Below are 26117 nucleotides of genomic sequence, written 5' to 3' on the forward strand. Positions count from 1 at the left end.
TATCAGCTCCGGCGAACCAGCATCGCTTGGGCAGGGTCGTAGACGTAGTCGGTGATGCTCCCGTCTTGGATGCGCTTGACGGCCTCGTCAATCACAGGAAGAGGAACCAAGAACCACTCGCGAGGTTTCACGGGGTTGCCGAAACGATCCTCGATCGTCAGATCCAACCTCACGTCTTGGAAAATTCGGTGGAACAGGTTCTCCAGGCGTGCACGATTGAGGTTGGACAGCTTGTAGGTCGCCACCACCTCGACCTTGGCCAGCATGTATGTGGGATCCTTCTCGGCGTTGCCGACGCGGGCCTCGACCCTGCCGCCGGTAATGCCGATCTTGTGAATCAGCTCGCGGTGCTCGACCACGTAGGAATTGTTGGACAGGCTACGCAGGACGTAAATGGTCCCATTGACGATGTCATTGGGCTCTAGGGTGTCTCCAAACAAAGGGCCATGATCATCGTCGGTGATGCGTCGGCCGGTATCGTCCTTGTAGAGCGCCCGCTGCAAGGAGCGCTCGAGCAAATCGCTCTCGGTGCCGTTGGAATAGATCACCCGCAGCCTGGCGTTGGATTCTCCATTGGGTGTGCGCACCGGCTCGCCCACCTCGGCGACGTAAGCCATCTGCCCGCCGAGAATGAAGAAGTTGCCCTTCTCCACGCTGGCGTCGCGGCCAAACCGCAAGGTTTTCCGGAGCCCCGACTTGAGATCCCCTTCCACGCGCTCAAAGAGCGGCACAAAGCGTTCAAAGTCTGCGCAAGGCGTGCGGCTGGCAATGTCTTCCAACGCCTTGCGTTCTTCATAGGACCGAACGTGACGCAACTGGGTGATGTCGTCCTCGGATCCTCCTTCGCTCACACCCAAGTCGGCCAGCAGGGCGTCATCGTCTACCGATTCACCTCGCCCGGTGGCAGCAAGGGTGGGGGCTTCTTGGAGCAGTCCGTGCGTATCCAAGGGCATGAGCAACGGATGCGCATCGGCAAGCGACCGCAGGCGGTCCAGGCGCACGGCGAACAGGCGTTCAAAGATGTCGCGTTCCTCTCCATGCTGCGGAGAACGCCCATGCTCGTCCACGAACCGGAGGATTTCTTCGAAACCGGCGATCAGCCGTTCTTCCTGGGGCGTTCGCGCAGCGGCCTTGATCGGGGCCAGATCTTGCCCCAGTTCGGCCAACAAGGCCTCGTCTTGGTCCCAATCAGCCATGATCGCTACCTCGGGCCTCGGCCGCCTTGCGTTGCTGGACGTGCTTGGCCAAGGCCACCACGCCTTCGGCCATTTTTCGCTCCCACGGGTCTGGCGAGTTGATGTCGGGGGCGCGCTGCTTTTCTGCCTTGAACGCGCGGGCTCGCAGGGCCAACGCCTTGGCCTCGTCGTAAGGAATGGCCACGCGCTTGGCTGAAATGCTGGCCTGGACCTGACGGAGAATCTTCTCATCCATGGCCTTGGCCAACACCGCGTAGGCGGCATCGAACGGGTTGATCCGGTCGATGAGGTCAATGTTCAAGTCCCGCACGTTGACGAACTTTCGCACCCCGTCGATGAGCGAGGTGTTGCCCTGCTCCCCTTGGGCATCGTCTTCTGCCAGCCGCTGCTTGGCCTGTTGGGTCACGTTGAGCGCGGCGATGGCGTGCTGACGGATAGCCTCTTGATCTTCCGCGGTCAGGTCAGGGTATCGGTCACGCACGATCTTGCCGAGCTGAACCTGGGTCAGGTCTTCGGGCAGGGTGTTTTCCTTGTCGAACAGCCCACGTTCCACCGCCGTCTTGTCTTGAATGAAGGTGGTGATCACCTCGTTCAAATCCTCGCGGCAGATCCGTGCCGCTTCGGGCGAGGTCGGCATGGCCAGCCCCCCAATCTCCACGTGAACTTGGCCGGTGGTCGGATTGACACCCACGTTGGGACCGTCCTCTTGGTAGCCGTCCTCGCCGTAGTCAAAGCCGTCCATCTTGCCGGCGTTCTTGGGCGTGAACTCGAACCGCGGGGCCAGGACCTGCTCCATGAGCAAGCTGGCCGCGATGGCCTTCAGGGTGTCGTTGACGGCGTCCACGACCGCGGCCTCGTCGGCAGCGGGTTCGGCGATGAGGTTGGTGAAGCGGGAACGCTCCTTGCCGGGTGCATCGCGGGTGGCGCGGCCGATGATCTGAACGATTTCGGTCAAACTGCTGCGGTAGCCGATGGTCAGCGCGTGTTCGCACCAAATCCAGTCGAACCCTTCCTTGGCCATCCCTAAGGCAATGATGATGTCGACGTGGTCTCGGTCGTCCTTGTGCGCCGGATCCTTCAGCGCCGACAGGACCTTGGTGCGCTGTGCAGCGTCGGTGTCGTCCACCAGGTCGGCAACCTTAAGCACGCGTCCGTCGGCCAGCTCGACCTGATGGAACCCCGTGGCCGGGTCCAATCCCTTCCAAGTGCCTAAGCGGGACATGATTTCCTCGACCTCGCGGTGCTTGTCCTTGAGGCTCTCCCGGGCATTGACGTTGGGGATGTGGACGATGGTTTTCAGGCCAGGATCCAGCACCTTCATGATCGCGTCCAGGTAGCGGCCCGTGTAGAAGAAATAGCCGATGTCCAGGGACTTGAGGTAGGTGTAGCCGTTGAGCTGTTCGTAGTAGGTGTAGGTCACCGTTTCAAAGCGTGCCTCGTCCGAGGGCGAGAGCACCGCCACGGTGTCTCCACGGAAGTAGGAACCGGTCATCGCCACCACGTGGACCTGTCCATGCGCGATGAGCTGACCCAGCTGACTGCCCAGCTTGTTGTCCGGGTTGCTGCTGACGTGATGGAACTCATCGATGGCGATCAAACGGTTGTCGAAGGCCTCGATACCGAACTCGTCCACCGCGAAGCGGAAGGTCGCATGGGTGCACACCAGCACCCGATCATCGCTGGACAAAAACTCGCCAACGGCCTTGATCTTGGACTTGGCGACCTTCCCGTTGTCTTCGCCCGGTGCGTTGCACAAATTCCACTGTGGCCGAACCACCCAATCGCTCCAGAACCCGTGCTTGCTCAGCTCTTCGTCGGCAAAGCTGCCCCCGATCGAACGTTCGGGCACCACGATGAGGGCCTGCTTGAGCCCTTGGTTCTCCAGCTTGTCCAACGCAATGAACATCAGGGCTCGTGACTTGCCCGAGGCCGGAGGCGACTTGATGAGCAAAAACTGCTCACCCCGCGAGGCGTAAGCTCGTTCCTGCATGGGCCGCATGCCCAGCGCATTGACCTTGTTCGACTCACCGGTGCGAGCGGCCGTGATGGAGACGGACGGCACGGTGTGCCGATTGGTCGGATTGGTTTCCATGGTCATTTCGCCCTTCCCCCCTTCTTGGGCTTGGCCGGCCTGGCCGTCATCTTGGTGTAGAGATCGAACAACTTTTCCAGCCGCTCAGTGTCGTTTCGGAATCTGCGACCGATGTAGATTCGATCGATCACATCATCGTTCCGTTCATGAGCTTGGCGCAGATCCTCCGGCATTTGATCAGCGACATACAAATCCGCGATGGTGGATGGATAGTGCGCCTCTCTCGCCAGCAAAATCTCTTGGGCACAGGTCATTAGATCTATTCGATTCTGATCCGTTAACAGCGGAACAGGAAAGCTGTTGTAGCAGACGCCCGATGAGTAGCGAAGATCTGATTTCATTCGCCCCGCAGTCAACGACACCCAAGCAAGATGCATTCGAGAACAAATCAGCGACAACACATACAGCGGCGCATCATAGATAGCTTGGGCAGCGTCGGATATCACAACATCATTACCCAGCAGGCCAACCGGAATGTGCGGCCGCTTTTCCGATGAAACGCGCGGAACAATTATCGAAGTGGCCTTAGCCGTGATCGTGCGCTCAAAGCGATGTGGCGTATCAACCCCTAATTTGCCCCGCTCGCTACCACCCTCTCTATAGGCAGCAATCGCGTCCAACCGTTTCTTGATGAATGGGATCGAGTTCGCCAAAGCCGCCTTATCGTCATCGATCCAAAGGCAATAACGCTCAATCCCATTGATGAACTCCATGGAGCCAAGAATTTTCCTTACGAGAACCGCAGCCTCCGGATGACCTTGGAGCAACTCTTCCTTTTCATTAGAACTAAGCATGAAGTTACCAAGATCCCGAGGAATATTTCCCGCAACCATCTCAGGCAGGCCTGAAATAGACTGCGAGTGCTTTTCCACGATGACATTTGGGCCATTCACCAAATAAGCATTGATATTCCCAACGACCTGCCGCTGAGAATCCCTGTAAATGCATTTGTCACCAACCCGCCCACTCGAAACCCCAACAACCACACAAATTACGTTCGCGTTGTTGCTTGCATTATTGGACCAATAAAAGTCCTTATGGGCGAAAAATATTTCCTGACCCCTAGCAAAAATTTGAGGCCAAATGATGGGAACCTGAACCCCCTGGCAAATTGAATTCGTTGATACGAACGCAAATGCCCCGCCCCTTTCGATATATTGAGATGCCTTCCAGAACCATCCGGCAATGTAGTCCATTGCTTTGTGTTTGCTCCTAGGCCCTAGGGAAGGTCTGATCAAAGCGCTCTGATACTTGGATTTCAGCGTCAAGGCGCCAAGTCGACCTCGATATGATCGATTTTGCGCCGTTTCTGACGCTTTTCGACGGGTTTCCCCGTCCAACAGACGGATTTACCCCGTCGGCAGCAACAGACGTCGCCGCGCCATCCACAGATTCGACAGCGCGAACAGCGTCAGCACCTGCGCCGTGTTCTTCGCCAAGCCGCGGTAGCGCACCTTGGTGTAGCCGAACTGGCGCTTCACCACCCGGAACGGGTGCTCCACCTTCGCCCGCAGGCTGGCCTTGAAGTGCTCCCAGCGCTCGGCGTACTTGCGCTCGCGCTTGTTCTTCAGCGCTCGCAACTTCGAGGGCTTCTCCGCGATCCAGAACGCAGCCTCCACGTCTTGCAGCTCCTCGCGCTTGTCCGCGCCGGTGTAGCCGCTGTCGCCGCAGATCGTATCTTCCTTGCCGTGCAGCAGCTTGTGCACCTGCGTCACGTCATTCACGTTCGCCGCTGTGCACTCCACGTGATGCACCAGGCCCGATTCCTCGTCCACGCCAATGTGCGCCTTCATCCCGAAGTGCCACTGGTTGCCCTTCTTCGTCTGGTGCATCTCCGGGTCGCGCTTGCCGTCCCTGTTCTTGGTAGAGCTCGGTGCCGCAATGATCGTGGCATCGACGATCGTGCCGGCCTTCAAGCTCTGGCCCTTGCGCGCCAGGTGCGCGTTCACGCGCTCCAGGAGCTGCGGCGCCAGATCATGCGTCTCCAGCAGCCGGCGGAAGTTGAGGATCGTGGTCTCGTCCGGAATGTTGTCCAGCCCGCTCAGGCGGGCAAAGCGGCGCATCACCGGCATCTCGTACAGCGCCTCTTCCATGCCCGGGTCGCTCAGCGCGTACCACTGCTGCAGAAAGTGGATGCGCAGCATCGTCGCCAGCGCGTACGGTTGCCGGCCACGCTGGCCCATCTTCGGGTAGTGCGGTGCGATCAGCGCCAGCAATACGTTCCACGGCACCACCTGCTCCATCTCCGCCAGGAAGATCTCGCGTCGCGTCTTCTTCCGCTTGCCCGTGTGTTCCGCGTCCCCGAAGCTCAGCTGCATCGTCGTCATCCGTCGAACCTTGCGCTATTGTCGCCGAGGAATTGTTCAGAGCATCCCTAGCACAGATTTCAAATCAGCCTTTTGAGAGTCTGTCTGGAACTTATCTCCCACATACGGTGGATTTCCGCAAATGTAGGTTTCTCCCCCCTCGTTTTCAAAGTCGATTTCGGACTGATCGGCGGGAGCAGTGAACAAGTCGTCGCCCTGGAGGTTGACCTCGGTTCCTGTCGGCGGGCAAACGGAGAGCCAATCGATGCGCAAGGCGTTGCCGCAGGTGATCCAGTTCTTGCTGTCGAGCGGAAGGACGGTAGCCAACGCCTGCTGCTGCCCGCGGTAAAGCACGTCGCACTGAAACTCGGCGATGATGAGCGCCAGCCGGGCAATCTCGGCGGGGAAGTCGTTGAGTTCAATGCCACGGAAATTGTTGATCGGGATGTCGGACTTCCGATCCTCCTCGCCGCGCCGCCGGTTGATCTCCGCCTCAATCTTGCGCATTTCCTTGTAGGCGATAACCAGGAAATTGCCGGACCCGCACGCCGGATCGAACACACGGATGTGCGCCATCCGCTTGCGCAGGTTGAGCAGCTTGGCCTTGTTGTCCTCCGCGGATTCCAGATGCGATCTCAGGTCATCCAAGAAGAGCGGGTTCAGCACCTTCAGAATGTTCGGCACGTTGGTGTAGTGCATGCCCAACGATCCGCGCTCCTCCTTGTCGGCCACCGCCTGAATCATGGACCCAAAGATGTCTGGGTTGATCTGGCGCCAGTTCAGTTCACCGATCCGGAGCAGATACGAGCGTGCAGCCCGGGTGAACCGCGGAACTTCTGTGCTGCCTGAGAACAACCCGCCATTGACATAGGGAAATGCCAGCGCCCAACCGTGAAGGCCCGCGCTGGGACGATCATCGGATTTCAAGTTCATCGCCGTGAACAGCGTTCCGAGCACGGCGTCCGTGTTCGATCCGTCAGGAGCCGACATCCGGTCCACGGTGCGCGTGAACAAGCTATCTCCGTGGAAAATGTCCGTGTCCTCGGCGAAGAAGCAGAAGATCAGTCGGGCCATGAAGTGATTCATGTCCGATCGCCGCTCGTCGGTGTCCCAGTCCGGGTTGTGGGTCAGCAGCTCCACGTAAAGCTTGTTCAGACGGCCCGTCGCCCGGACATCGATCGGGTTTTCCTTGATCTCCTGAACGGTGGTGATGCCAGCGAAGGGCAGGAAATAGCCAAAGTGCTCGGCCAGCTCGGCATAGGGGCATGCCAAAGGCTCCCCTGTGGCCAGATACTCCGCCTCAAGGGATTCACCGTCGGTGGCAAGGACGAGCTTGATCCGATACGTCGAGTTCTTGGCGCTGGCCTTCAACGCTTCGAACGTCTCACGCACCTTTCCTCGTTCGCACACTGCCAAGTGGATGTGGTTGCGTTGAAGAATGGCCCCTGGAACGTCGGAAAGATTCGTCCCGCCGGACCCGACTTTTCTCAGGCGCTTGAGGGTGACCTCGTTGTTGCCAAACGCCGCCAAGAACTGGAAGGGGAACTCTGCAGAATCAAAGGGAGCCTGGGCCAGCTCGTAGATGGCCTCTTCGATTTCCACCGCGTTCATACGGCCAAGATCCACGACGAAGCCCCGCCGTGACAGGCACGGCGGAAGGGAGGATGGGAGCAGTCCACGTAACGTTGAAGCAATGACATCCGGCAACTCTCAAAAGGCAGGTCCCAAGTATCGTTCAGCCCCATGGTAGAGGGCCACTTTCGCGGCACCTGCGACGTAGCAAGCCTTTGTTTCCAAAGGCCCTCCCCATCAGCGGCAAGCCACCTCGGCCACCGTTTGCGCAGCCCCAAGGTCCGCGGGCAGCTGGGCCTTGCAGACCCCTTCCACGTCCACCGTCAGGCCGGGTCGCGGCTGCTCCAGGTAGAGCACCCCGTCGTAACCCACCTGGGTGGTCTCGGTCGCCGTCTTGGCCACCGTGCCCGCTTCGATGGCCGGGCCAGTGAGGCGGAAGGTTCGTGCGGTCTCGGTCAGGACTGGGAAGGTGAGGTGCATGCCGGCTTGGCGGCCAGCGGTGGCGGTTTGCTCGATCTCGGCCAACTGGGTGCCCAGTGGCAGCGCCCGATCGTCTACGCGGACCTCGGTGGGCACCATTGGGGTCACCTCGCCCACCACCAGGCGGCCCTGGGCGTTGGTCTTCCCTACCAATCTGCCGCCCACCCTCACCGGCACCCCGGCTTGGCCGGGCACGTCCACCACGGCGAAGGATTCGGCCGGACCTAGGAACGTCACGCCCTGGCGGTCCAGGTGAACGGCACCGGCCATCGAACCGGAAGCCCAGGTGCCGCTGGGCCCGTGCTCGGCGTTGATCTGGGCCCACCCTGCCCGGGTGGTCCAGTTGGCGTTGGCCCTGGCCGTCTGGCCAGCCGCTCCCTCGTCCACCGAAGCGGACAAGCCGACCGGGGTTCCCAACACCGTGGGGCGGGCGCGTCCTTGGACGGCCCAGGCGGTGGCATCCGGGGCTTGCCGGGCCCGAACGCTCACGCCCTTGCCCCGACCGAAATCGTAGCTGTAGCCCACCTCCACCCGGGTTTCCTTGAGCTCAAGGTCCCGCAAGGCGGAGACGGCCACGGTGTGCCCGTTGCCACGCCAAGTCAGCCCGGCGTCGGCGTAAGCGGTGCGAAAGCGTGGCGTGCGCACGTCCGAATAGCTGGCCCGAAGGGACCACTGGGGCGTGGGCCGCCAGAACACCGAACCTCGGGTGCGCTGCTCCACCTCCACCGCACTGGGGGCGCGCAGGCGCCAGTAGTCCTGTTGGCGCTGGTGCTCCAGGCGCACGCCAAACCTCGGGCCGCGGTAGTCGTAGGCCACGGCCTGCCGTTGGCCGCCTTGCGTGGAAGTGCCCAATTCCAGATCGAACGTGCCGTAGGTGCCAAGCACCGTGGTGGCCCCCAAAGCCACGTTGGCCTTCCCATCCGTTGAGGTTTGGGCGGTGCTGCGCAGGGTCCACCGGTCGTTGAGGCCCCAAGCCGCCGACCCGGTCGCGCCCAACGTCCCGTAATCGCTCTCTCCTTGGCGCACCCGGCCTGCCGCGACCTCCCAGGTGGTGAGCCCTTTGCGGAGCAACGTGGGGGCGACGTAGAAGCGCTGATCGCTCACCACCGTTTCGCGGCCGTAAGGGTCTCGCACGACCACTTGGGTTTGCTGTGCTCCGGTGCCCAAGGCGCCGCCATCGGCGGTGAACGGCCCTTTCCCCACCCGGCCTTGCAGCACGCGGGCGCGGTTGGCCAGGACTTCGACCGTCGCCGGATCGAGCGCCACGCCGCCGAGCACCGGGACCGGATACGTGGGCGTCAGCGGGTCCAAAGCCCGCGGGTCCTTGGCCACGCGCACCCCGCCCAAGTTGACCGGCGAGGACCACGGACCAGCGAACACATCGCCGGCCTGGTAGGTCACCAAGCGGTTGGGATCGTCTTTCTGCCAGCGCGTCACGCCGCGAACGTAGCCGGTGCCGGACGCGTCGGTGTTGACCTGCCCGCTGGTGCTGACAACGCCCCAGCGCCCCGCCTTGCGGACCTCGTGGCCCAACGAGAGCGCCTGCTGTTGCTCGGACACCATGCCGGCCACGCTGTAGTTCACCAGCATTCCGGGAGCGGGCGGCGCGATGGGCCCGCGCTCGGTGCGATCACGGGCCACGCGTTGGGCCTTGAGCCGATCGCCCGGCAGATCCAGGGCGACCGTGGCGGTGGCCTCGTCCACGGCAAAGCCCACGCCCAGCGCCTGGGCGCTCATCGGCTCCGTTTGACCGGCGGGAAGTTGGAGCCCGACCTCGCGCCAGGTGACCGGGTCGGCGAACCACTGACCGCCTTGCTGCCAGAACGTGAGCGGATCCGCCTTGGCCTTGCCGCCGATAACCGGCACCAGGAGCGCGGGTGCCACGCCGTCGGGCACCGCTGCGCTGGCCGACGAAGCAGCCAGCAACACCAAGGCCAGGGCCCGGCCACGCATGGATCACCGCCCCACGGGGACGGTGACGGACTGGCCGTTGACGGTGATCGAAAGCACTTCGGCACGCTGGCCAGGCTGGGTCTCGTAAGTCATCGAGGCCCCCGGTAGCGTCCAACCCAATGCACCGTCGCGCCACGGCTTCCCACCGGCCGGGCCGATGGACGAAACGCGGGCCGCGGTTTGGCCGTGGTTGGTCAGACGGTAGCCCTTGGCCACCGCTTGGACGGTCACCTGGGGGATGGGTGCGTTGGTGGCTTCAAAGGCCACGGGCAAGTCCTGGTTGACCAACAACTGGACGCCTTGGGCGTTGGGGTCTTTGAGCTGCATCAGCAGCACGCGGTAGTAGCGCCGCTCGCCCAGCGCGCCCACCCTCATCAACCGGGCGGTGCGCTTGGATTGGGGCGGGACGTCCACGAAGGTCGGCGCCCCCACGATCTCCGTGGTGGGTGAAAACACTTTCTGCCCCGTGGCCTGATCCCACCCCACCGCTTTCACCTGGTAACGCACCGAGGCGTCCCCGCTGTTGTGCAGCGTCACGGCGACGTGCTTGGCCGAGGTATCGGCCATCAGGGTGGTGGGGCCCACGGAGATGGAACCGGCGGACGCCGAAAAGGACAGCAAGGACGCGGCGGCCACGGCCAAAAAACGTTGGGAATGGGTCATGGGATCTCCTTTGGGGGTCTCCATTCAAGCTAGATCGGAATGCAATTCCGTCAACCCATACCTACTCACCTTTTCGACAACAAAAAAGCCCCCGGGGGCAAGCCGGGGGCTTCGGGACAACCGAGGGGATCAGTTGTAAGTGGCGGTGACGGTGACCGTGTCGGTGTAGTTGCCGCCCACGGCCTGCTTGAGGGCCAAGAAGCGCACCGCGTAGTTGTAACTTTGGACAGTGCCGTCGCCAACGCCGGTGAACGCGTCGGCGTCATCCCCCCATACTTGGCTTCCCTGCGGGTCCTTGAAGAAGCCGTAGGGGATGTAAGCTCCGGCGCCGTTGGTCACAGCCCGGTAGGTCTCATACCCGGACAGCAGGCCGAAGTTCTGCCCCTGGCCCGGCGAAATGGAGTAAGTCGTGCCCGCGTTGCACACGATGCTCAGCCCGGAGGTGCGGGCGGCAGCTTCAGAGATGCCCGACCAGTCCATCCCTTCGATGGAGGTCACGGACAGCTGGCAGGTGTTGGTCAAGGTGCCCTGAATCGTCAGATCCGCGGTGGTGTCGGCGGCGAACGCGGGCACTGCCAGCGAAGCCAAGGCGATGGGCAGAAGGGCGCGAAGGAAGGTCTTGCGTGTCATGGGTATCGTCTCCTTGAGAGGGATTGAGTGGGGATGAGTAGCCCCCAAAAGGGCCATCCCCTTACCGATACCTCGAATCTGAAAACGCGCAAGGGGGCCATTGAGCCAGCGGTCAGAGCCTGGGTCGTTTGCCACCTGCGGTGGCTGACTGTTCCCATACCCGATCCAGCTCACGCGCCCGGTGCTGAGCCATTGCCTCCTTAATCATGCGCTGGAGGACAAACGCAAAAGCGTCAGTCACAAAAACGCCCACGCCGATCCCATAGTTATCCGGCAGGCTGGAAATCTGCCTTATCGATGGCTTGTAAATGACCTCATCGATCTCAGGAGGCAACGGATCAACGCGCGTGTCAATGAACGCGCCCACCTCGGTTTCGGCTGCCTTGCAGAGCTCGGCGTCAGTGAGCAGCGCCCGCAAGTCGGCCAGCGTGGGAAGCCACACCGTGTTGAATAGCGGGCAACCCACCGAGGGACTGATGAAATGGATGCCGTGAAGCACGGTCGCCCTCTCACTCTTTCCGAGCTCGCCGTCTCCCCAATGACCGTTCATTCGAGGGGTGACGTCACCCATCATTAGCCAGTTCCGCTCGCCGCCCCTGCTCTTCTCGCCAGCACTTGAGCAAGTGTTTGTAACCGGACTTGGCTTGGGTGACGTGGAAGGATCGGCCGTTAACGTAGACCTTCCCGCCGTTGTGGAGCTCGACGGCATGAACCGCACTCCAAGTGGTCGCCCAGCCCAGGCTGTCCTCTTCTTCAAAGCTGACGGGCTCCAACGAGACCGCTGCATAATCTTCAAACAAGCCGGGATTCAATCCCAACGCGATCATCTTGGTTTCGTGGACTGTGAAGGTTCCGCTCATTTGCCACCTCTTGTCTTGGTCGGCGGCAGTGCCTACCCCTGAATCCAAGGTAGATCGCGCTGAAAATTTGTCCACGTCTGTAGCGGACAAAACTTTGACTAAAAGTAAAAACTGCGGAGCTAGGCCGCAGTTTTTCCTAACATCACTTATCGCGCCGAAGGCGTTGGTGCTTGCCATCCATGCGGATGCTTTTTCAGATGCCGGCGCGCAGCGGCCGGCGGCGGCTTCCGGCACTGGCCTTTGCTCCCAAGTGGGCCAGCCATCGGGAACTTGAGAGCTTCGGTCGGAACAGCGACGATGGGACGACCTGTCCTCTCACGAAGGCCCCTATGTCCAACATGGCCGATCCCAATCAAGCCCTAATCTCTTTCCAAGAAGCCCTGGCTGCGGGCGGCCTTCGGCTGGAGCGGGGCCGCATCGATCCAACGGTCTACCTGCACGTGGATCACCTCCAAGGCAAGCCGCGATTCCCTTACGTTCAGATGGACGGGAAGACCGTCACGGCTTTTGCCAATTTCGTTCCCAATGGAACCTTTGAAGGCCATGCGAACCTAGCGGTTGGCTACGCGGTTCCCGAGCGTTATCGAAACCAGGGGCGCGCCAAAGCCATCCTTGCGACGGGCATTGCAGAGCTCCAAAACGGCTTTCGCGGGCATCCGCCCTTCTACATCGAAGCGGTGGTGAGCGTGAACAACCCCGCTTCGCAGAACGTGGCCCAAGAGGTTCTGGGCGGCGAACCTGAGCCAATCGTGGACAACCATTCGGACGAGCCCGCCCTTCGCTACGCAAAACTGTTCCCAACCGGCAAGTAGACGGCAACGCCCGCGCCTACTTTGGACCCTACATACAGCAAGGAAAGCACATGAGCACGTTCTCAGAACGCCACAACTACAGCTCGCCCGATGCAGACATCACCATTCGTGAAGATGCGCCCGAGGTGTTGCGCGGAGCCGTTGTTGCCATCGCTGGCAAAGCGGGGATTGGATACGAAACCCTGCGCAAGGAAGTCTGCGGTGCGCTTGGCGTGGCACCAGACACCCGGGGCAACTGGAGCGAACCCAACGTGATCGCGGAGGTGCAGCATCACCTGGAAGAGTGCGAATGGTTTGAGGTGTATGACGTCATCGAAAGCATAGCAGCGTCCCTTCAAGGTCGCCCACCTGCCTATGGGCAGCCCAAAGCACCTTCGGACGTCTTCTCGGACGGAATCAACAAGGTCTTTCGGAAGAACGGAATCGGTTGGCAGCTGTTGGGCAACCGCATTGAGTTTCGCGGTTCAGAAGCGTTTGAAATTGCTATCAGGAAGGGCACCAGCGAGTTGCGAAGCGCTGGGAAAAACACGACGGCAAATGAACTGCACGAGGCTTTGCGCGACCTGTCTCGTCGCCCCAACCCCGAGCTCACCGGCGCCATTCAACACGGAATGGCTGCGTTGGAATGCTTGGCAAAGGATTTAACGGGTGGTGACAAGGAGACGCTGGGGGCGTTGGTGAAAAACAACCCCAGCCTGTTCCCCTCGCCTCTTGGAGAAGCAGTTTCCAAAGTCTATGGATTCGCGTCTAACAACGGGCGCCACCTTAAGGAGGGCGGTGATCCGTCGTTGGAAGAGGCCGAACTGATCGTGGGCTTGTCAGGGGTGCTTTGCCGCTACTTGGGACACAAAGTCCGCCGTCCTTAACTCAGCGCATCCGCTGCCATGGGGCGTCCTTGGGCGCCTCCAGGGAAACCTCGACAACGTCGTCTGCAGCACGCCATGCCCTCCCTTCGAGCACCATGGTGGGACCTCTGGAACGTGCGATGGCGGCCTCTTTGGCGGTCGGAGGGTTCCACGACCGATGCTCCTCAAGGTAGCGCCCCATGGACGGCTTCAACGGCAAGCCACCGCTCGGCAAAGGCAACGCCCGATCATGGCGTTCGTCTTGTTGACGGGCATAGGCGACTTGCTCGGGCTCCCCAAACGCCTCCCGGTGGGCATCCAGCATGCGATCAATGGCGTCCACGTCCCCGCGGGCATGGAGCGATTCGGTGTAAAGCGCCTGAAGCAACGGGTCGCGCACTTGGTGAACCTCTTCGCCCGTGCCTTCGCCCTGGAACAGCCTGTCGTGGCGAGGGCGGGCGTCGACGGGGTCTTGGCGTAACCGCCCGTGGCTGGTATTCATGCTCGCCTCCGTGCCAGTCCGCTGCCGTGAAGCATCCCGCACGTGATCGAATAGACGACAAGAGCCAGCGAAGATGACAGGTATGGGTTGGAAGGATCCAACCAGACCACGGCCACTAGGTGCTGAAGTTGGTAGGCCAGCAATGCCAAGCACGCGTAGAACAGGGCCAACCGCCACAGCAACGCAGCCACGGATGGGGCGTCTTCTCGGCCGACCTGAAACGCCTCCCAGCCCCTGCGTGCGCTGCGGGCTTTGGAGGCGCACAGCCACGCGATTCCGAAGGTGATCGCAAACATGGCGAGCTCAAACAGCACGACCACCAGAATAACGGTCATGGGATCCTCCTCTGGGTTGGGAGCAGGCCATGGGCCTGCAGGTAAGCGTGGACTGCCTGTCGGGTCACGCCGAGGCGCTTGGCAATTGCAGGGCCGTTGCTCCCCTGCTCCAGAAGGCCCACCACCAGGGCGTGTTGGTCAGCCAGTGGGCGCCGGGGCTTTTGACGCAACCCCAGGTGAGCGAGGTCGGCGCTCACCACGGGCGACGGAACGCCCAGGGCTTGGGCGATGGCGGCGCGGCCGTGTCCCTCTCGGAACATCCGGGCGACTTTGGAGCGGCGGTGGGCAACGGATGGCCGCTTCATGAGCTCAACCACAAGCCCGCAAGCCGTGCCTTCGCAATACACGCCTCCACCAAGGTGTTCGCTTTCGTGCATCCTTACGGCCCCACGCGAGCGCTGTTATCCGACCGGGCATTGATGCCTATGGCACAAGGGCTTCCGCACGAATAATCGCCAATGCGCACCGGCGAAGCATCAAGCGGCACCGCCCGGGAGTAATCGCCAATGCGCTCCGGCGAAGCATCAAGCGGCACCACCCGGGTTTTCTTACCCTTCCCCACCAAGAAGACCCGATCACCTTCGCGCACGTCCACGTCGGCGTCTTGGACTACCGCCAGGACGCGCTGGCGGCGATCGGACAGATCGCGCACGTAGATCTCCACCGCACGCCGGCCGCTGAGGCCGTTTTGAACCGCGGTTCCGGCAACCCCACCGATGACGCCACCGGCCACGCGGGCAGCATTGCGGCAGTCCCGGTTCTTGACCTGGTTAGCAGCCCCATAACCAACGGCCGCCCCGATGGCGGAGCCGGCGTTCAGACGCTGGTCGGACTTCAGTTGAAGCGTGCGAACCATCAGGACCTCGCCCAGTCGGGCGTCCTGGACGGATAGGGCCTCGGACGAACCGTAACGGCGAGCGGAGGTGGAATCGCCGGCAAAGGCGGCCGGAGCAGACAACGCCAATGCAAGGGCCAGAACGATGGGTTTCAAGGTGCACCTCCATTTCGTGAGTAGGTTCACCTATGCATAGATCGATTCTGGGAATGCGCAAGGGGGGCTTCGGAGCGCGGTTACACAAACTGCAGTCCGCGTCATTAAATTGACGGAAAAGCGACAAAAATGAGGCAGCGCACGGATCGGAATTGCTGTTACTGCACGTAGATCAGACTGGCCATTTCTTCCCCTTTCTCTCTCCCCCTCCGCGTCTGGCAAGGAATCTGAAACCGGCAAGCTCTCCTGTCGTGCAATGTTCCTGATCGACATTCAACCTGTGATGATGTGGGAACGCTCTCCCTCAACCTGCCAAACCGTCTACGAAAGTGGCAAAATTGCAGGATCACTCACAGGGGGAAATTGGATGTCCGACACGACCTACAGCCACCGCATCCTCAAGACTTATGGCCTGCTGGTGGACTTCGAAGGTAAACCACGCCTCAAGAACGTTCCGTCGCCTCTAACCGGTCAAAAGAAGGCAAAGGAGACGATGGAAAAGTGGACGCAGCGAGTGCTGGGGGATGAGGTCAGCAAGGTCCGTATCTACCGACCGGCGCGCGTTAAGAGTGACACACTGATTGCCAGTCTCACAGACACGCACGACGCCAAGCTGGTGCGCGACATTGTTCGCGGCGCCGTTCGCAAGAAGAGCAAATCAGCGAAAGCAAAGATTGAAGAGATCAAGGTAGAGCACGCCGCCGAGCTTAGAAAGCGCCGAGCCACCGCGCGAGACCTTCGGAAAGCACACGAAGAAAACTTGTCGGGAAAGCTCGATGAGATCCTGGCTGCGACGGCCTATCTGCCGTTGGATGACCTTCAGGACTTGGTGGTGGAACTCGGAGAGGACTTGAGCCCTTCGGTCCGCAACTGGGCACTTGCATTGACTCCGGCCAAGGATGCTGACGAGGTTTCCGTCATCGACGTTCTCAAGCAAATGCTCCTGCGTATGGACGTGCTGTCGAAGAATAAGTAACCAGAATTTGTCAGCCACTGTCGCGCACCCTTCCTCCCGACAGGCGGGTGCGCGTTCAGTCGCTTGTTCGCGGGTCAAACTGCCAGGTTCAGACGCCCCCCTCTTGCCTTGAAGCGCGGTCGCGGCTGGTCGTTGGCGGCATGTTTTTCGACCTCCTGCAGATTGGCCGCCACTGACTGCCGCTCCTGCTCAACCTTCTGGAGCGGCTCGCGAACCAACTCGGGCACCTTCAGGAACTCCACCACCCGCTCGGCCGCCGCCGCGGCTCGGAAGAGCTCCCGGGGATCGTCTCGGAGGATTTGGATCCAGGACTTCACGTAAGCCGCGTGCTGGGTTGGATCGTGGCCAATGCCCAGGCGTTCGCCCATCAGCATTGACGACACCTCCGCGACCAGTTCTTCCTTGGCGTAGTCGATGCTCCCAAAGGCCCCCTTCTGATCGCGGTTGAGGCGGGTGGGAAAGCCGGTCCAGTGGCCCAGTTCGTGCAACGCGGTGGCGTAGTAACCGCTGGCCGAGTGAAAGGTGTTGCGCTGGGGCAAATGGATGCTGTCCGTCATCGGCCGGTAGAACGCCTGGTTGCCCCCGTCGTGGTGGATCTCAGCCCCGCTGCCCTTGAGCACCGCTTCGCAGGCCTGATGGATATCGGGCTCTGCGCGCGGGGGTGGCAGGACCAACGCCGGCAACCCATCGATCTGCATCGCGTTGAACACCCGGGGGAAGAAGACCTTGGGGTGGGCCTTGGCGATGAGCTCTGGGTCCCCGCTCTTCTTTGCCTCTTCGACCGGGGACCAATCCCAGTATTCGATAACGCTGGCTTTCTCGCCTTTGCGAACCTGAGCGCCCACGGCCGCGGCTTGCTTGTAAGTCATCCACCGGTTGTCCTGGGTGTCCCAGGCGCTCTGAAGGGCCCACAGGTGGAGCAAGTTACCGCCCCGGTAGTTTTTGCCGGTAGTCGGGTTCATCGGCAACCCGAGGTCCACTCGGGCGTCCCACGGCTTGAGGAAGGGACCGGTGCCCTCCTCCATTTGCCGAATCAGGCGTTCGACGACGTCGCGGGAGTGGCGCTGAAGGAAGCTTTCGTTGGGGGTGGCATCGGACACGGACAGGCTCTCCTGAAAGGCAAGGAAAGGCGCCTGTCGGCAACGCCAAGGGGGTTAGGCTGGAAACTTCAATCGTGAATGGTGACGGCGCGTCCCTGCTCCAACAAGTTCTCCAGCAACGCCAAGGCCCGGCCGATGGCCAAACCGGTGCCGGGGTCTGTGTCGCCCTCCTGGAGCTGCACCCGGATGCCCTCGGGGGTTCGGTGCACGGTGAAACGGAGGGAGGCCGCCAGGGCGTCCTGGCGGTCCATGCTGTCGTCTACAAAGGCATCGGAAGGGGTCATGGTGTCAGCATGCGACAGGATAAGGATTTGGCAAGCCCCCGCCACGACCTCACCTGCTGACAGGGCGCCTCTAGGGCTGGATGAGAAATGGGACCACTGCTTCCGCCTGCGGTTGACGGCATTGAGCCCCAGCCTCTCTACAAGCCAGCCAACCGCAAAACGGTTGTTGTGGAACTGGCTCACACAGGCGTTTCCAAATCTGCCATGTCCCGCAGCGGCTTGATGCCAGCAATCCGAATCTCGGCCACACGTGGCTTCTTGCCCCCATGGGAGATTTGGTAGATGCCGGCCTCGGGGAACTTCTCGCGAACGCGCTTCCAGAAGTCCTCCGCGTTGACAGGCTTCTTGCCCAGTTCTTCCAACACGTATTGGCGGTAGTCGGCGTAAATGGCCGTCTTGTCGGTGCAAACACCGCTGTCGTAGGAAGCGTCGCGGTCCGCCATGTAGGCCATGGTCGTGTCCGATTCCATTCGGTTTTGCTCGGCCAGCGCCAGCACGGCGTCGGGCAGCTTCTCGGAAAACCCGCCACGCTCCATGAGGCGCAGCGCTCCTTCCAGCACCCAGTCCAGCACCTGGGCCATTTCCTCCTCGCTTTCGGTGATCTGAAGGTGGAAGTCAGGCTCACGCTTCTTTCCATTTCCACCCTTCGCGTCGTCGTGGGTCTTCTCGCCCATCCGAACATTGAAGGGGATGGCCAGGACCTTTCGCCAGAACCCGTGCTCATGCCCGGAAACCGTGAACCAGGCGTTGACGCTGGCGAACAGGGTGCCGATCGGGAGCGTGGTGTATGCGTCTTTGCGCTTGGCCTCGACTTGGATCGGGTCACGGGAAATGAGCGCTTTCAGGACTTCCTGGATGGATGCGGCAAGGACCTTTGGCGTCTCCGTGACAATGTAGGCGCTCTTGCCCACCAGCGGGGCCATGGCGAAGGTTCCGTCCAACTTCTCCAGACGCAGCGACACGTTGCGGGGGTGAAGGGCGCGCAGGATGTGGAGGAACGTGGATTTGCCATTGCTGCCCGACCCAACCAGGAAGAAGGCCTTCTCAAAGCAGATCGACATCAACGAGCTGGCCACCGCCTCCTGAAGGAGTGCACGCACCTCCAGGTCGGGCTGAAAGAGATCCAGGTATTGACCGAACTTCGAGTTGGGATCCAGCGGCTTGGGAGTGTAGTAGCCATCGCCGTCAACCTGGTCCATCCGCAGCGTGGCAGGGACCTGGTAAGTGATTCCATGCTCCTTGGTGGCCGCCAGGACCCGAATGCGCGTCCTAGACGGCGTCTCGTCGTTTTGAAACAGGAGTGCTTGCCGCGGGCCCAAAGCCTGTCCATAGGTCGCAGAGAAAACGTCCTGATCAACGACCTCTTCCCCATCCGCCGCTGCGCGAGCGCAACGCGGCTCGTCAGGCTTGACGATCTCAAGGTAGCCCCCCTTGAGGGGAACGATGGCCCTGCGATCGGACTTCTTGGGCAACCAGCATTTCCGATCCCCCATCAGCTCAAGCACCGCTGTGTTGATGCAGCTGGTTGCATGACCTGCGTTCGCCTTGTCCTTGCGCTCCAATCGAAGCCAGGAAAGCGCCTTGGCTGCCATGTCCTTCTCCGAGCAACGGTCCCAGTAGCCCTGCTCAGGAAGCCAGCGGAAGAAGCTGCAGTCGTCGTCGCCATCCGGCAACTTGCCGCCGATCGCATACTCCTCCGTCGCTTTCAGGTGATCGGCAAAATCGGCCTCGAATGCTTGATCGCTCAAGGTTGCCTTAGGCGCTGGTGCTCCAAAAGCCGCCTTGGGGGCCGCACTCCCACGGAAGGAAAGGACGTTGCTGGGGCGCCCGTTGACACCCGAGGTTGGTGTTGTATCGTTCATGTGTGTGATGTCCATTTTCGAACCCCGGTTGGCGCCGGGGTTTTTTGTTGATTACGCGGCCTGCTGGACGCGACTCATCCATTCCACCAGCGCTTGACGCATGGCTTCCGATGAAGTCTTGCCCTGGGCATCAGCCGCCGCTTGAAGCCGCCGCTTGAACGCTCGACTCACCCGCGCCTTCAGCATTTCGTCTCGCGGTTGCGTCGCCTTCTTCGATGTGGGGGAGTTCGTCATTGCTCGTTTCCTGGTTGATGTGGTCCCGTTGTGGCCACAACCCCATCCAAACAGAGCTCACGAACTTGTCCAGACCGACTTCTTGACTAAAACCAATATCTGTTGCTTCAACAGCATTTTTTGCATAAACGAGAGGCAATTCACGCTTTTCAGCCAAGGTGTAACAGGTGCTTGTTACACCCCTTGTTACGGCTGAAACCCTGACCAGACAAGGGTTGTCACGGGTGTAACAGGTGTAACAAGTAGATCCATTGGTTTGAAAAAAGTGATTGGCCTTGACGCCAAAATCTCTGATGCAGCTGCAAGTAATACCTACCCACCCGTTACACCCGTTACACGCGCCTTCGACTCTGCAAAGCCATTGAATCCATTGGACAAACTGCCGTAACAAGCACTTGTGACGGGTGTAACGGGTGCTTGTTACGTCTCCGAGAAGATCACTCTTCGCCATCGGCTTCACTCGCGGATGACAAAGAAATTTCCGCACACCCGCACGCAGCTGCCGGTCGCTTCGCGCCGGCTTCTAAAATCTAAAAGCCCGTTTGGAAGTGAATAACTCCGCCTTCGGCGCGATAGCGATAGGCCCGGGTGGGCACCACCGGCGTTAACCGTCACTGGCACCCGGCAAGGGTTGAGCCCTGGGCGAACCGCACGGCAGCTTTGACTGGGACACTGCCCCTATCCGCAACCATTTGCTTGCTACAAATCGTCCCGCACGAGTTCGAAGGGGCAATCCTCGCGACACTCCGACGCAAACACCGGCACCAACAGGTGACGCTGAGCGATGATGTCTTTGCATTCCACGTGAACGGCTCCGATGGGGCGCTCCCAGACCAACTGATTGATCAACAGCTGGAGAGCGGTCATTGCAGCGCAGAGCGGATCCCTGTCGTTGGCCGACACCACCAGGTCCATCAACGCGTCCGGATCGTTGGATTGGCTCCAAAGAAGGGCATGGACACGGGCCAGAAGCAGCGTTCCAGCACCGCAGGTGAAATCGTTGAACAGCGGTTCCTGACACCCATCGCCCAAACCCCTGGGAAGAAACCTCATCGCGCCCCGAGCAAGGGCCCACGGGGTGAAGTCCTGGCAATCCCTTTTCTTCTGACCCGATCCCGCCAGCTCGTTGAACACCCACCCCAGGATGCACTCAAACGGCTCAGCGCTTTCGATGGCGGCGATGTAGGCGTCGGCCACCTCTGCCCCCCAATCCCCGTCTTCAAGATCCACGTCGCTGAGCAGGCCCACGTCCATCCAAGGCAAGACCGATACCCCCACCCCGTTCTTGCGCTTTTCCAGCTGCTTGTGAACGGCCGCCCTAAGACCGTATGCCACGAATTTGGACATGCGTTCGCGAGGCGAGAGGGCAGGAATACAGTTGACGGCCTTCACCAGCCGCTTGTAAGCCTGCGCCTTCTTTTGAAGTTCGCGTTCCTCCCATGCCTTCGCAACATTGACTGGGCCATCGCGACCCTCAATCCTGCCTTCCATATCGCTCATCCTCTGCAGGATATGGAGGGCTGCCTTGGTTTGGTTACTCATCGTTCGCACTCCCCTGGTTCGCAGTGGCCACCTGCGCCACCCGCTGGATGGCAAAGAACTTCCCGCGCAACACACCGCTTGCCTGCGCTTGCTGAAGGTGACCGGCGGCGCGCTTGCCGTAAGCCACCACCAACGATCCCGACGGCGCTGCCGTGCCGGTGGTTCCGTCTGGACGCACAAACCTCAGCCTCCCACGGGTGAACAGAATCGCCGTCGCGCTGGGGTGGGAAAGCACGCAGTCGTGCATCCATCCCGTCTCCATGCTGACCGGTACCAGGGCGATACCGCCGCCGGGGTGGTTGGCCAGCTTGCTCAACCACTTCTCAATCCCTTTTCCGTAAGGCGGATTCATCCACACGAATGCCTGCTTGGGCCACGGCGTAGCCAAGCCGTCCTGACTCGGCGGGATCATCCGGCGGGCCGTGGGCGCCGGCAGCCGCGACGGGTCTTCGGGCGTGCAAGGGTCGAGGTCAAAGCCGCGCTTGCCCCCGAGCGCCTTGACGATGGCAGGCGGGGTATACCAATCCACGCTCGTGTGGGCCTTGTCGCTTGCCTTGTAGCAAACGGAGGTGAGCCGGGTGGGTTTCTGTGCCAGAAGGCGCTTGGAGCGGGTTGCTGCGTTGAACGGCAGAACGTTGGACTTGGGCTGCATGAGGATTCTCCAGGCAATGCTCCGCCAGCACGGCTGCGTTGCCGCGTTGAAGGAATGGGTTTTGGGAGTTGGGCTTGAACTAGCCCGAGAGGCGCTACTGACGGCGGGTTACCACCAAGAGTCGTAGAACACGTTCCAACCCTCGTTGATCAGTGCGCGGGCCTGCGCAATGAAGTCCAGATCTTCTTCAGCTCGATCGGCATCCGATTCACCGAAGAAGAAGCCTTGGGTATAAGGCAAATCATCGTTCAGGACAGCCAGTTCCAACGCATCAAGATCGTCCAATCCAAGGAATACGGGAACTTGGTTGAAGTCGAAGGGATCAACCTGCCCCGTCCTAGCACTGTGCAACTTGCACATCCACCCGTGAAGGTTTGGATGCTTTCGCCAGTAGAAAAATAGTTCTTGAGTGCGATCTCGCACATCAGTGCGGGTCTTGACCGCATACATATCGAGGCCCATCGGCTTGCTCCATCGCCCCGACCACCGAGGCGTTGGAGTAATCATCCGAACTGAGAGCTTCCATCGATACGGATATTGGAGGCCTCCAATATCCGTTAGCGGCCGTTACATTCGCCCATTGCGCTTGTCGGGCATCTTTGGAGGCGTTGGCTGCAGGCGTTCGTCCAGCGCTTGTTCGATCACCCTAGCTCGCGAGGCGTCGAGCTGCTGCGCCAGGTCTCGCAGACGGCTGGCCTGGGCTTGGGCTGCGTTGTTGAATGCGTCCACCCACTGGCGCTTTACGTCAGGGTTCTGCCAAGGCTGGGCGAATGCCTCGGCCAGCGTGCAGACCCGAATCCCAAGCCCGATCTGCGCGCCCAATGCTTGGAGCCGGCGAATTAGCGCACCGGTGATCGGTTGGTCAGTCAGTGGCTCCAGGAAGAACTGCTTAGCCTTGGACCCTTTGGCCACCAGAAACGGCAGTTCTGCAGTTAGGAGGGTGTCGACCGCAACGCCCCGTTCGCTCAACGGCTTCCACAGGCCCTTAGCCTTGAGCTCGGCTGCCCAGGCCATCAACGGGACAAGGGTGGTCGAGCGCTTGCGAGTTCCCTTCACCGTGAACAGCGTCCCCGTTGGGGGGTGTTCCTTCAAGAGGTGTTGCAACTGGGCCGTGCTGATCGCCAACACCCCGGCGGCCTCATTGAAGCTCAGCTCCACGTCCACCGTGGGGCGCTGCTTCGCTAGGCGCAAATGGTCTGCAACCTTCTTCTCCATCTGGCCCACGCTTTCGGAGCCAGAGAGTTTGCCGAGAAAGCGATCGATGGCTCGGCGGTAAGCATCAGCGGCAGTGAGGGCCATTAGTTTCGCTCCCTCCCCTTACCACTGACCTTCGTAGGGCGTGCAGAGGTATTGCTGCTGCGCCGCCCGACCTTGCGTGCCGGCAGGGTGCGCAGCGCCTCCAGGTCGATTCCGTAATTTAGGACACCCAAAGCTGGCGTTCCTCCGGCACCGTTGAGCTTCTCACTCACCGTAAAGGGCCTGCTGTAAGTCGCGTGGTGTTCGTCGTCCAATTCGTGGCCGACGATTTGGGCTCGCATCTCAGAGGCCACACCGCTGCCCTGCATCTCCTGAATCACGGTCTTTCGGAGACTATGGAAACCACGCTTCGCTTTCGGCCACCCACCACTGTGCTTTTGGAGGTAGTAGCTGAACGCCTTCGATATCCAGTTCCCCGCACCATTCTTCGCCTTACTGTCAGCCTGCGGAAACAATCGCCAGTCCCCGCTCTCCCTTCGTTCGGCGACGTAGTCCAAGAAACCGAGCTTGATCAGGTCGGGATGCAACGGGACGACCCGATTGGAAACATCGGTCTTCAACCGCTGATCCTCCCCCTCATCGGTAAACCGTATGCACGGGATCCCCTCCTCCTCCTTGACGTCGAGGGTGAACAGCTGCCCCACCTCACCCGCCCGGGCTCCCGTATACAGGCCCAACAAAGCCGCCCAGCGCGCTCCCGTTGAAAGCTGCCTGAAGCTATCGGGTGCGAAGAGTTGATGGACCTGGTCCAAGGTAAAGGCCTGGAAGCCAAATTTTCTACGCTTGCGCTTCTCGGCCATCGAAACGCTGACGTGACCTGCGGCGACGTTGTCTCCCTTTAGCACATAGCCTGAAGCCATTGCCCAAGTGAAGAATCCTCTCTTTCCTGCGAGGTAGCTCTGGCGATTGTTGAGCGTAGAACGCGTTAAACCGCGCTTGGCCAAATGGTCGTAGAAGCGGGCCATCTCAGGCCGCGTGATGGTGTGCAGCTCGCGCTCGGCGCCCAAGAACTCGATCAGCTCTGTCACGGGAAGCAGTTTGATGCCGACCGTTTTGACCTCAATGTCCTCGGCGGCGACTTTGTCCTGCCAGATTCGCTTCGCATCGATCAGGCTGATCGTCTCAGCTGGCAGGGGCTGCGCCGCCACTGATTCCAACAGTTTGGGCCCAGCTGCCGCCGGAACTGCCCCCGCATCACGGAAGTGGAACTTGCCGATTTCTTCCAGCGCCTCCATTGCTCGAGCATGGTCGGCCGCATCCGTGGTCCGAAGACGGAAGCCCGGCAAGTCAATTTCATAACGCCGGGAGCCGTTCTCCGCGACGCTGCGCAGAACATCCTCAACCGTGAGTCCCTTCTTGGTCATGCACCCATCCCTGATGGCATCGAATGCTTGAGCATAACGCTGTGCGATGGCCAAGGCAGCCACCCTTGCGCTATGCAGGTGGATGCCTAGGGGATGCTTGACGAAGGGTTTGCCGAGGATGCCGCGCATGTCCGTCGGAACGCGCATGCGAAACTGGTAACGACCAGTGGAAGAGCGAGTGAGATAGCTTGGTAATCGCATCGGAGTTGTGCCCCGATTTGTGCCCCAAGCCGCCCTTCAAGACCCTAAAAAATGTTGTTTAAAAACAAACACTTACTAAGGATTGGCGGAGAGAGTGGGATTCGAACCCACGGAAGGTTTAACCCTTCGCCGGTTTTCAAGACCGGTGCCTTAAACCGCTCGGCCATCTCTCCAATCGGGTCCCGGTCGCCCGGGCAGCGGCGTATTCTCGCACGTGAAGGGCATTTGCCCAAGACCACCCTTGCCCCCGCCCTTCGCATCCGGCACGGTGGGGCCTTCACTGCAATCGGAGCCCCCATGGCCCACCTCGATCTGGCCAACCTGCGCACCACCCTGCTGGACGACACCCAGCTGGCCGCAGTGGCCCTGCACCGCACGTTCGCCGGGCACCTGCCGGTCAGCACTGGGCATCTGGTGGTCTGCGATCCGCTGGTCCAGGCCGAGGCGCCCGCGCTGGCCGACTACACCGCCCCCCTAGGCCGACATCCGGTCGAAATCATCGTGCACAGCGGCCGCCCGGCGCTGGCCGTGGTCTGGTTCAAGCCCCGCGAAGCCCTCACTGCGTCTGCCCTGCACTGGCAGATGGCACGCTGGACCACGCAGGACCTGACCGGCCTGGATGAGGACAGTTTCATTGGCTATCCGGTCGACGCCGGCATCGGCTGCTTCATGGATACCAACACTCAGCAGGCACTGCTGGCCCTGATCGAACAGACCGATGGCGACGAAGACAGCGAATGGTCGGATGCGCTGATCGACCATGACGGCCTGGATGAAGGCGCCGAGTACCGCCCCTGGGGCGAGGACTCTCCACACGGCCTGATCGTATTCACCAGCGGCTGGGGCGACGGCGTCTATCCGAGCTACTGGGCGCTGGATACCTCCGGCATTCCGGTCGCCCTGGTCACCGACTTCCTGTGCATCCAGGGCGGTGACGGGCGCGACGAGCGCGAGATCGCCGACCAGGCCTATCGCGACAGTCTTCCACCCGAAGAAGCTGAAGCGCTGGCACGGCTGGTTGCCGCCGTGGACCGCGACGACCCGGATGCGCTGCGAGAGCTGTTGAAGGATGCGCCACAACGCGCCAACCAGATCGAACCCGGTTGCGGCGGCACCGCCCTGTTCGAGGCGATCCGCCTGGACCGCCCACAGGCACTGCAGGTGCTGCTGCAGGGCGGACCGTTGCCCGCAATGCCCGAGCGCCTGCACATGAGCAAGGTGACAAGCTATCTGGATTACGCGCGCTTCCTGAAGAAGCCACGCAGCGCGGAACTGATGGCGGTGCTGGAAGCACCGGTCATTGCCGAGCCCAGGCCAGCCGCACCGCCGCGGCGCAGCTTCTGGGACCGGCTGTTCGGCCGGAAGTGACCGGGGCCGGAAAGCAGCAACGCCGGGCATGGCCCGGCGC

26 protein-coding genes, 1 tRNA gene and 1 pseudogene are annotated in these 26117 nt (G+C 61.1%); 4 read left to right on the plus strand and 24 right to left on the minus strand.

The window, feature by feature from the left end:
- Nucleotides 1-2: 2 nt before the first annotated feature.
- The 10 genes and pseudogenes from ACSYS9_RS15355 to ACSYS9_RS15400 form a co-directional block, all read right to left on the minus strand.
- Entirely contained in the window at nt 3-1196 is a 1194-nt protein-coding gene (locus tag ACSYS9_RS15355; RefSeq protein ID WP_071227526.1) for a GIY-YIG nuclease family protein, read from the minus strand.
- Nucleotides 1189-3294 carry a DEAD/DEAH box helicase gene (locus tag ACSYS9_RS15360; RefSeq protein WP_177179482.1) on the minus strand — a complete coding sequence of 702 codons (2106 nt, stop codon included), beginning with the start codon at nt 3292-3294 and terminating at the stop codon, nt 1189-1191. The genes ACSYS9_RS15355 and ACSYS9_RS15360 overlap by 8 nt, the downstream gene beginning before the upstream one ends.
- Nucleotides 3291-4484 carry a type IIL restriction-modification enzyme MmeI gene (locus ACSYS9_RS15365; RefSeq protein ID WP_440568139.1) on the minus strand — a complete coding sequence of 398 codons (1194 nt, stop codon included), beginning with the start codon at nt 4482-4484 and terminating at the stop codon, nt 3291-3293. The genes ACSYS9_RS15360 and ACSYS9_RS15365 overlap by 4 nt, the downstream gene beginning before the upstream one ends.
- A gap of 153 nt (nt 4485-4637) precedes the next feature.
- Nucleotides 4638-5606 carry an IS5 family transposase gene (locus tag ACSYS9_RS15370; protein ID WP_440569388.1) on the minus strand — a complete coding sequence of 323 codons (969 nt, stop codon included), beginning with the start codon at nt 5604-5606 and terminating at the stop codon, nt 4638-4640.
- A gap of 60 nt (nt 5607-5666) precedes the next feature.
- A pseudogene (locus ACSYS9_RS15375) lies at nt 5667-7205 on the minus strand (DNA methyltransferase); the annotation flags it as partial.
- A gap of 198 nt (nt 7206-7403) precedes the next feature.
- Nucleotides 7404-9599 carry a fimbria/pilus outer membrane usher protein gene (locus ACSYS9_RS15380; RefSeq protein WP_071227523.1) on the minus strand — a complete coding sequence of 732 codons (2196 nt, stop codon included), beginning with the start codon at nt 9597-9599 and terminating at the stop codon, nt 7404-7406.
- Nucleotides 9600-9602: 3 nt separating this feature from the next.
- Nucleotides 9603-10262 (minus strand): fimbrial biogenesis chaperone, encoded by a 660-nt coding sequence (locus tag ACSYS9_RS15385; RefSeq protein WP_071227522.1) that lies wholly within the window; start codon nt 10260-10262, stop codon nt 9603-9605.
- 129 nt (nt 10263-10391) lie between these two features.
- Nucleotides 10392-10892, minus strand: a complete 501-nt coding sequence (locus ACSYS9_RS15390) for a Csu type fimbrial protein (protein ID WP_071227521.1) — start codon at nt 10890-10892, stop codon at nt 10392-10394.
- Nucleotides 10893-11004: 112 nt separating this feature from the next.
- Nucleotides 11005-11466 carry a hypothetical protein gene (locus ACSYS9_RS15395; protein ID WP_440568142.1) on the minus strand — a complete coding sequence of 154 codons (462 nt, stop codon included), beginning with the start codon at nt 11464-11466 and terminating at the stop codon, nt 11005-11007.
- Nucleotides 11456-11929, minus strand: a complete 474-nt coding sequence (locus tag ACSYS9_RS15400) for a hypothetical protein (protein ID WP_071227519.1) — start codon at nt 11927-11929, stop codon at nt 11456-11458. Before ACSYS9_RS15400 ends, ACSYS9_RS15395 begins: the two co-directional genes overlap by 11 nt.
- 152 nt (nt 11930-12081) lie before the next feature.
- On the opposite strand from ACSYS9_RS15400, the gene ACSYS9_RS15405 reads away from it, so the two are divergent.
- Together ACSYS9_RS15405 and ACSYS9_RS15410 are read left to right on the plus strand one after the other, a co-directional pair.
- Nucleotides 12082-12564, plus strand: coding sequence for a GNAT family N-acetyltransferase (locus ACSYS9_RS15405; RefSeq protein ID WP_143048157.1), 483 nt, complete (start codon nt 12082-12084; stop codon nt 12562-12564).
- 50 nt (nt 12565-12614) lie between these two features.
- Nucleotides 12615-13430: an AbiJ-NTD4 domain-containing protein gene (locus ACSYS9_RS15410; protein WP_071227518.1), complete on the plus strand. Its 816-nt coding sequence runs from the start codon at nt 12615-12617 to the stop codon at nt 13428-13430.
- Nucleotide 13431: 1 nt separating this feature from the next.
- Here ACSYS9_RS15410 and ACSYS9_RS15415 read toward each other — a convergent pair whose 3' ends face one another.
- The 3 genes from ACSYS9_RS15415 to ACSYS9_RS15425 form a co-directional block, all read right to left on the minus strand.
- Entirely contained in the window at nt 13432-13911 is a 480-nt protein-coding gene (locus tag ACSYS9_RS15415; RefSeq protein ID WP_440568145.1) for a hypothetical protein, read from the minus strand.
- Nucleotides 13908-14246 (minus strand): hypothetical protein, encoded by a 339-nt coding sequence (locus tag ACSYS9_RS15420; RefSeq protein WP_071227515.1) that lies wholly within the window; start codon nt 14244-14246, stop codon nt 13908-13910. The genes ACSYS9_RS15415 and ACSYS9_RS15420 overlap by 4 nt, the downstream gene beginning before the upstream one ends.
- Nucleotides 14247-14625: 379 nt before the next feature.
- Nucleotides 14626-15237 (minus strand): glycine zipper 2TM domain-containing protein, encoded by a 612-nt coding sequence (locus ACSYS9_RS15425; RefSeq protein ID WP_071227513.1) that lies wholly within the window; start codon nt 15235-15237, stop codon nt 14626-14628.
- Nucleotides 15238-15493: 256 nt separating this feature from the next.
- On the opposite strand from ACSYS9_RS15425, the gene ACSYS9_RS15430 reads away from it, so the two are divergent.
- Entirely contained in the window at nt 15494-16213 is a 720-nt protein-coding gene (locus ACSYS9_RS15430) for a hypothetical protein (RefSeq protein WP_071227512.1), read from the plus strand.
- A 74-nt stretch (nt 16214-16287) separates the two neighbouring features.
- Here the strand turns inward: ACSYS9_RS15430 and ACSYS9_RS15435 are convergent, their stop codons facing one another.
- The 11 genes from ACSYS9_RS15435 to ACSYS9_RS15485 form a co-directional block, all read right to left on the minus strand.
- A complete protein-coding gene (locus tag ACSYS9_RS15435) occupies nt 16288-17313 on the minus strand; it encodes an ArdC family protein (RefSeq protein ID WP_071227511.1) in 1026 nt (341 codons plus the stop codon).
- A gap of 68 nt (nt 17314-17381) precedes the next feature.
- On the minus strand, nt 17382-17780 hold the full coding sequence (locus tag ACSYS9_RS15440) for a hypothetical protein (protein ID WP_071227510.1): 399 nt from the start codon (nt 17778-17780) through the stop codon (nt 17382-17384).
- Nucleotides 17777-19459, minus strand: coding sequence for a DNA primase family protein (locus tag ACSYS9_RS15445; protein WP_143048154.1), 1683 nt, complete (start codon nt 19457-19459; stop codon nt 17777-17779). Before ACSYS9_RS15445 ends, ACSYS9_RS15440 begins: the two co-directional genes overlap by 4 nt.
- A gap of 51 nt (nt 19460-19510) precedes the next feature.
- Nucleotides 19511-19645 carry a ribbon-helix-helix protein, CopG family gene (locus ACSYS9_RS15450; RefSeq protein WP_223224649.1) on the minus strand — a complete coding sequence of 45 codons (135 nt, stop codon included), beginning with the start codon at nt 19643-19645 and terminating at the stop codon, nt 19511-19513.
- Entirely contained in the window at nt 19590-19850 is a 261-nt protein-coding gene (locus ACSYS9_RS15455) for a hypothetical protein (protein ID WP_143048153.1), read from the minus strand. Before ACSYS9_RS15455 ends, ACSYS9_RS15450 begins: the two co-directional genes overlap by 56 nt.
- A gap of 542 nt (nt 19851-20392) precedes the next feature.
- A complete protein-coding gene (locus tag ACSYS9_RS15460) occupies nt 20393-21235 on the minus strand; it encodes a hypothetical protein (RefSeq protein ID WP_049430779.1) in 843 nt (280 codons plus the stop codon).
- Complete coding sequence (locus tag ACSYS9_RS15465; RefSeq protein ID WP_049430782.1) at nt 21228-21887, minus strand: DNA N-6-adenine-methyltransferase; 660 nt, start codon at nt 21885-21887, stop codon at nt 21228-21230. The genes ACSYS9_RS15460 and ACSYS9_RS15465 overlap by 8 nt, the downstream gene beginning before the upstream one ends.
- 108 nt (nt 21888-21995) lie before the next feature.
- Nucleotides 21996-22349 carry a hypothetical protein gene (locus ACSYS9_RS15470; RefSeq protein ID WP_049430786.1) on the minus strand — a complete coding sequence of 118 codons (354 nt, stop codon included), beginning with the start codon at nt 22347-22349 and terminating at the stop codon, nt 21996-21998.
- A 105-nt stretch (nt 22350-22454) separates the two neighbouring features.
- Nucleotides 22455-23186, minus strand: coding sequence for a hypothetical protein (locus tag ACSYS9_RS15475; RefSeq protein WP_049430787.1), 732 nt, complete (start codon nt 23184-23186; stop codon nt 22455-22457).
- Nucleotides 23186-24655 (minus strand): site-specific integrase, encoded by a 1470-nt coding sequence (locus ACSYS9_RS15480; protein WP_071227509.1) that lies wholly within the window; start codon nt 24653-24655, stop codon nt 23186-23188. Before ACSYS9_RS15480 ends, ACSYS9_RS15475 begins: the two co-directional genes overlap by 1 nt.
- Nucleotides 24656-24792: 137 nt before the next feature.
- Nucleotides 24793-24882: transfer RNA gene (locus ACSYS9_RS15485), tRNA-Ser, on the minus strand.
- Nucleotides 24883-25006: 124 nt separating this feature from the next.
- Between ACSYS9_RS15485 and ACSYS9_RS15490 the strand changes: the two genes are divergently transcribed.
- Nucleotides 25007-26077, plus strand: a complete 1071-nt coding sequence (locus ACSYS9_RS15490; RefSeq protein WP_071227508.1) for a DUF4241 domain-containing protein — start codon at nt 25007-25009, stop codon at nt 26075-26077.
- The last annotated feature ends 40 nt before the right edge of the window (nt 26078-26117 follow it).

It is taken from the genome of Stenotrophomonas sp. STK17_22, from assembly GCF_051983905.1.
GTDB classification, from domain to species: domain Bacteria; phylum Pseudomonadota; class Gammaproteobacteria; order Xanthomonadales; family Xanthomonadaceae; genus Stenotrophomonas; species Stenotrophomonas maltophilia_A.

Excerpts from the sequence above, each read along its gene's own strand:
- ACSYS9_RS15430 (WP_071227512.1), top strand. The coding sequence starts at position 15,494 with ATGTTCCTGATCGACATTCAACCTGTGATGATGTGGGAACGCTCTCCC.
- ACSYS9_RS15415 (WP_440568145.1), bottom strand. The coding sequence starts at position 13,911 with ATGAATACCAGCCACGGGCGGTTACGCCAAGACCCCGTCGACGCCCGC.
- ACSYS9_RS15490 (WP_071227508.1), top strand. The coding sequence starts at position 25,007 with ATGGCCCACCTCGATCTGGCCAACCTGCGCACCACCCTGCTGGACGAC.
- ACSYS9_RS15465 (WP_049430782.1), bottom strand. The coding sequence starts at position 21,887 with ATGCAGCCCAAGTCCAACGTTCTGCCGTTCAACGCAGCAACCCGCTCC.
- ACSYS9_RS15420 (WP_071227515.1), bottom strand. The coding sequence starts at position 14,246 with ATGACCGTTATTCTGGTGGTCGTGCTGTTTGAGCTCGCCATGTTTGCG.
- ACSYS9_RS15395 (WP_440568142.1), bottom strand. The coding sequence starts at position 11,466 with ATGATGGGTGACGTCACCCCTCGAATGAACGGTCATTGGGGAGACGGC.
- ACSYS9_RS15470 (WP_049430786.1), bottom strand. The coding sequence starts at position 22,349 with ATGGGCCTCGATATGTATGCGGTCAAGACCCGCACTGATGTGCGAGAT.
- ACSYS9_RS15370 (WP_440569388.1), bottom strand. The coding sequence starts at position 5,606 with ATGCAGCTGAGCTTCGGGGACGCGGAACACACGGGCAAGCGGAAGAAG.
- ACSYS9_RS15365 (WP_440568139.1), bottom strand. The coding sequence starts at position 4,484 with ATGGACTACATTGCCGGATGGTTCTGGAAGGCATCTCAATATATCGAA.
- ACSYS9_RS15380 (WP_071227523.1), bottom strand. The coding sequence starts at position 9,599 with ATGCGTGGCCGGGCCCTGGCCTTGGTGTTGCTGGCTGCTTCGTCGGCC.
- ACSYS9_RS15475 (WP_049430787.1), bottom strand. The coding sequence starts at position 23,186 with ATGGCCCTCACTGCCGCTGATGCTTACCGCCGAGCCATCGATCGCTTT.
- ACSYS9_RS15445 (WP_143048154.1), bottom strand. The coding sequence starts at position 19,459 with ATGAACGATACAACACCAACCTCGGGTGTCAACGGGCGCCCCAGCAAC.
- ACSYS9_RS15450 (WP_223224649.1), bottom strand. The coding sequence starts at position 19,645 with ATGCTGAAGGCGCGGGTGAGTCGAGCGTTCAAGCGGCGGCTTCAAGCG.
- ACSYS9_RS15385 (WP_071227522.1), bottom strand. The coding sequence starts at position 10,262 with ATGACCCATTCCCAACGTTTTTTGGCCGTGGCCGCCGCGTCCTTGCTG.
- ACSYS9_RS15480 (WP_071227509.1), bottom strand. The coding sequence starts at position 24,655 with ATGCGCGTTCCGACGGACATGCGCGGCATCCTCGGCAAACCCTTCGTC.
- ACSYS9_RS15405 (WP_143048157.1), top strand. The coding sequence starts at position 12,082 with ATGTCCAACATGGCCGATCCCAATCAAGCCCTAATCTCTTTCCAAGAA.
- ACSYS9_RS15460 (WP_049430779.1), bottom strand. The coding sequence starts at position 21,235 with ATGAGTAACCAAACCAAGGCAGCCCTCCATATCCTGCAGAGGATGAGC.
- ACSYS9_RS15390 (WP_071227521.1), bottom strand. The coding sequence starts at position 10,892 with ATGACACGCAAGACCTTCCTTCGCGCCCTTCTGCCCATCGCCTTGGCT.
- ACSYS9_RS15360 (WP_177179482.1), bottom strand. The coding sequence starts at position 3,294 with ATGACCATGGAAACCAATCCGACCAATCGGCACACCGTGCCGTCCGTC.
- ACSYS9_RS15410 (WP_071227518.1), top strand. The coding sequence starts at position 12,615 with ATGAGCACGTTCTCAGAACGCCACAACTACAGCTCGCCCGATGCAGAC.
- ACSYS9_RS15400 (WP_071227519.1), bottom strand. The coding sequence starts at position 11,929 with ATGGCAAGCACCAACGCCTTCGGCGCGATAAGTGATGTTAGGAAAAAC.
- ACSYS9_RS15355 (WP_071227526.1), bottom strand. The coding sequence starts at position 1,196 with ATGGCTGATTGGGACCAAGACGAGGCCTTGTTGGCCGAACTGGGGCAA.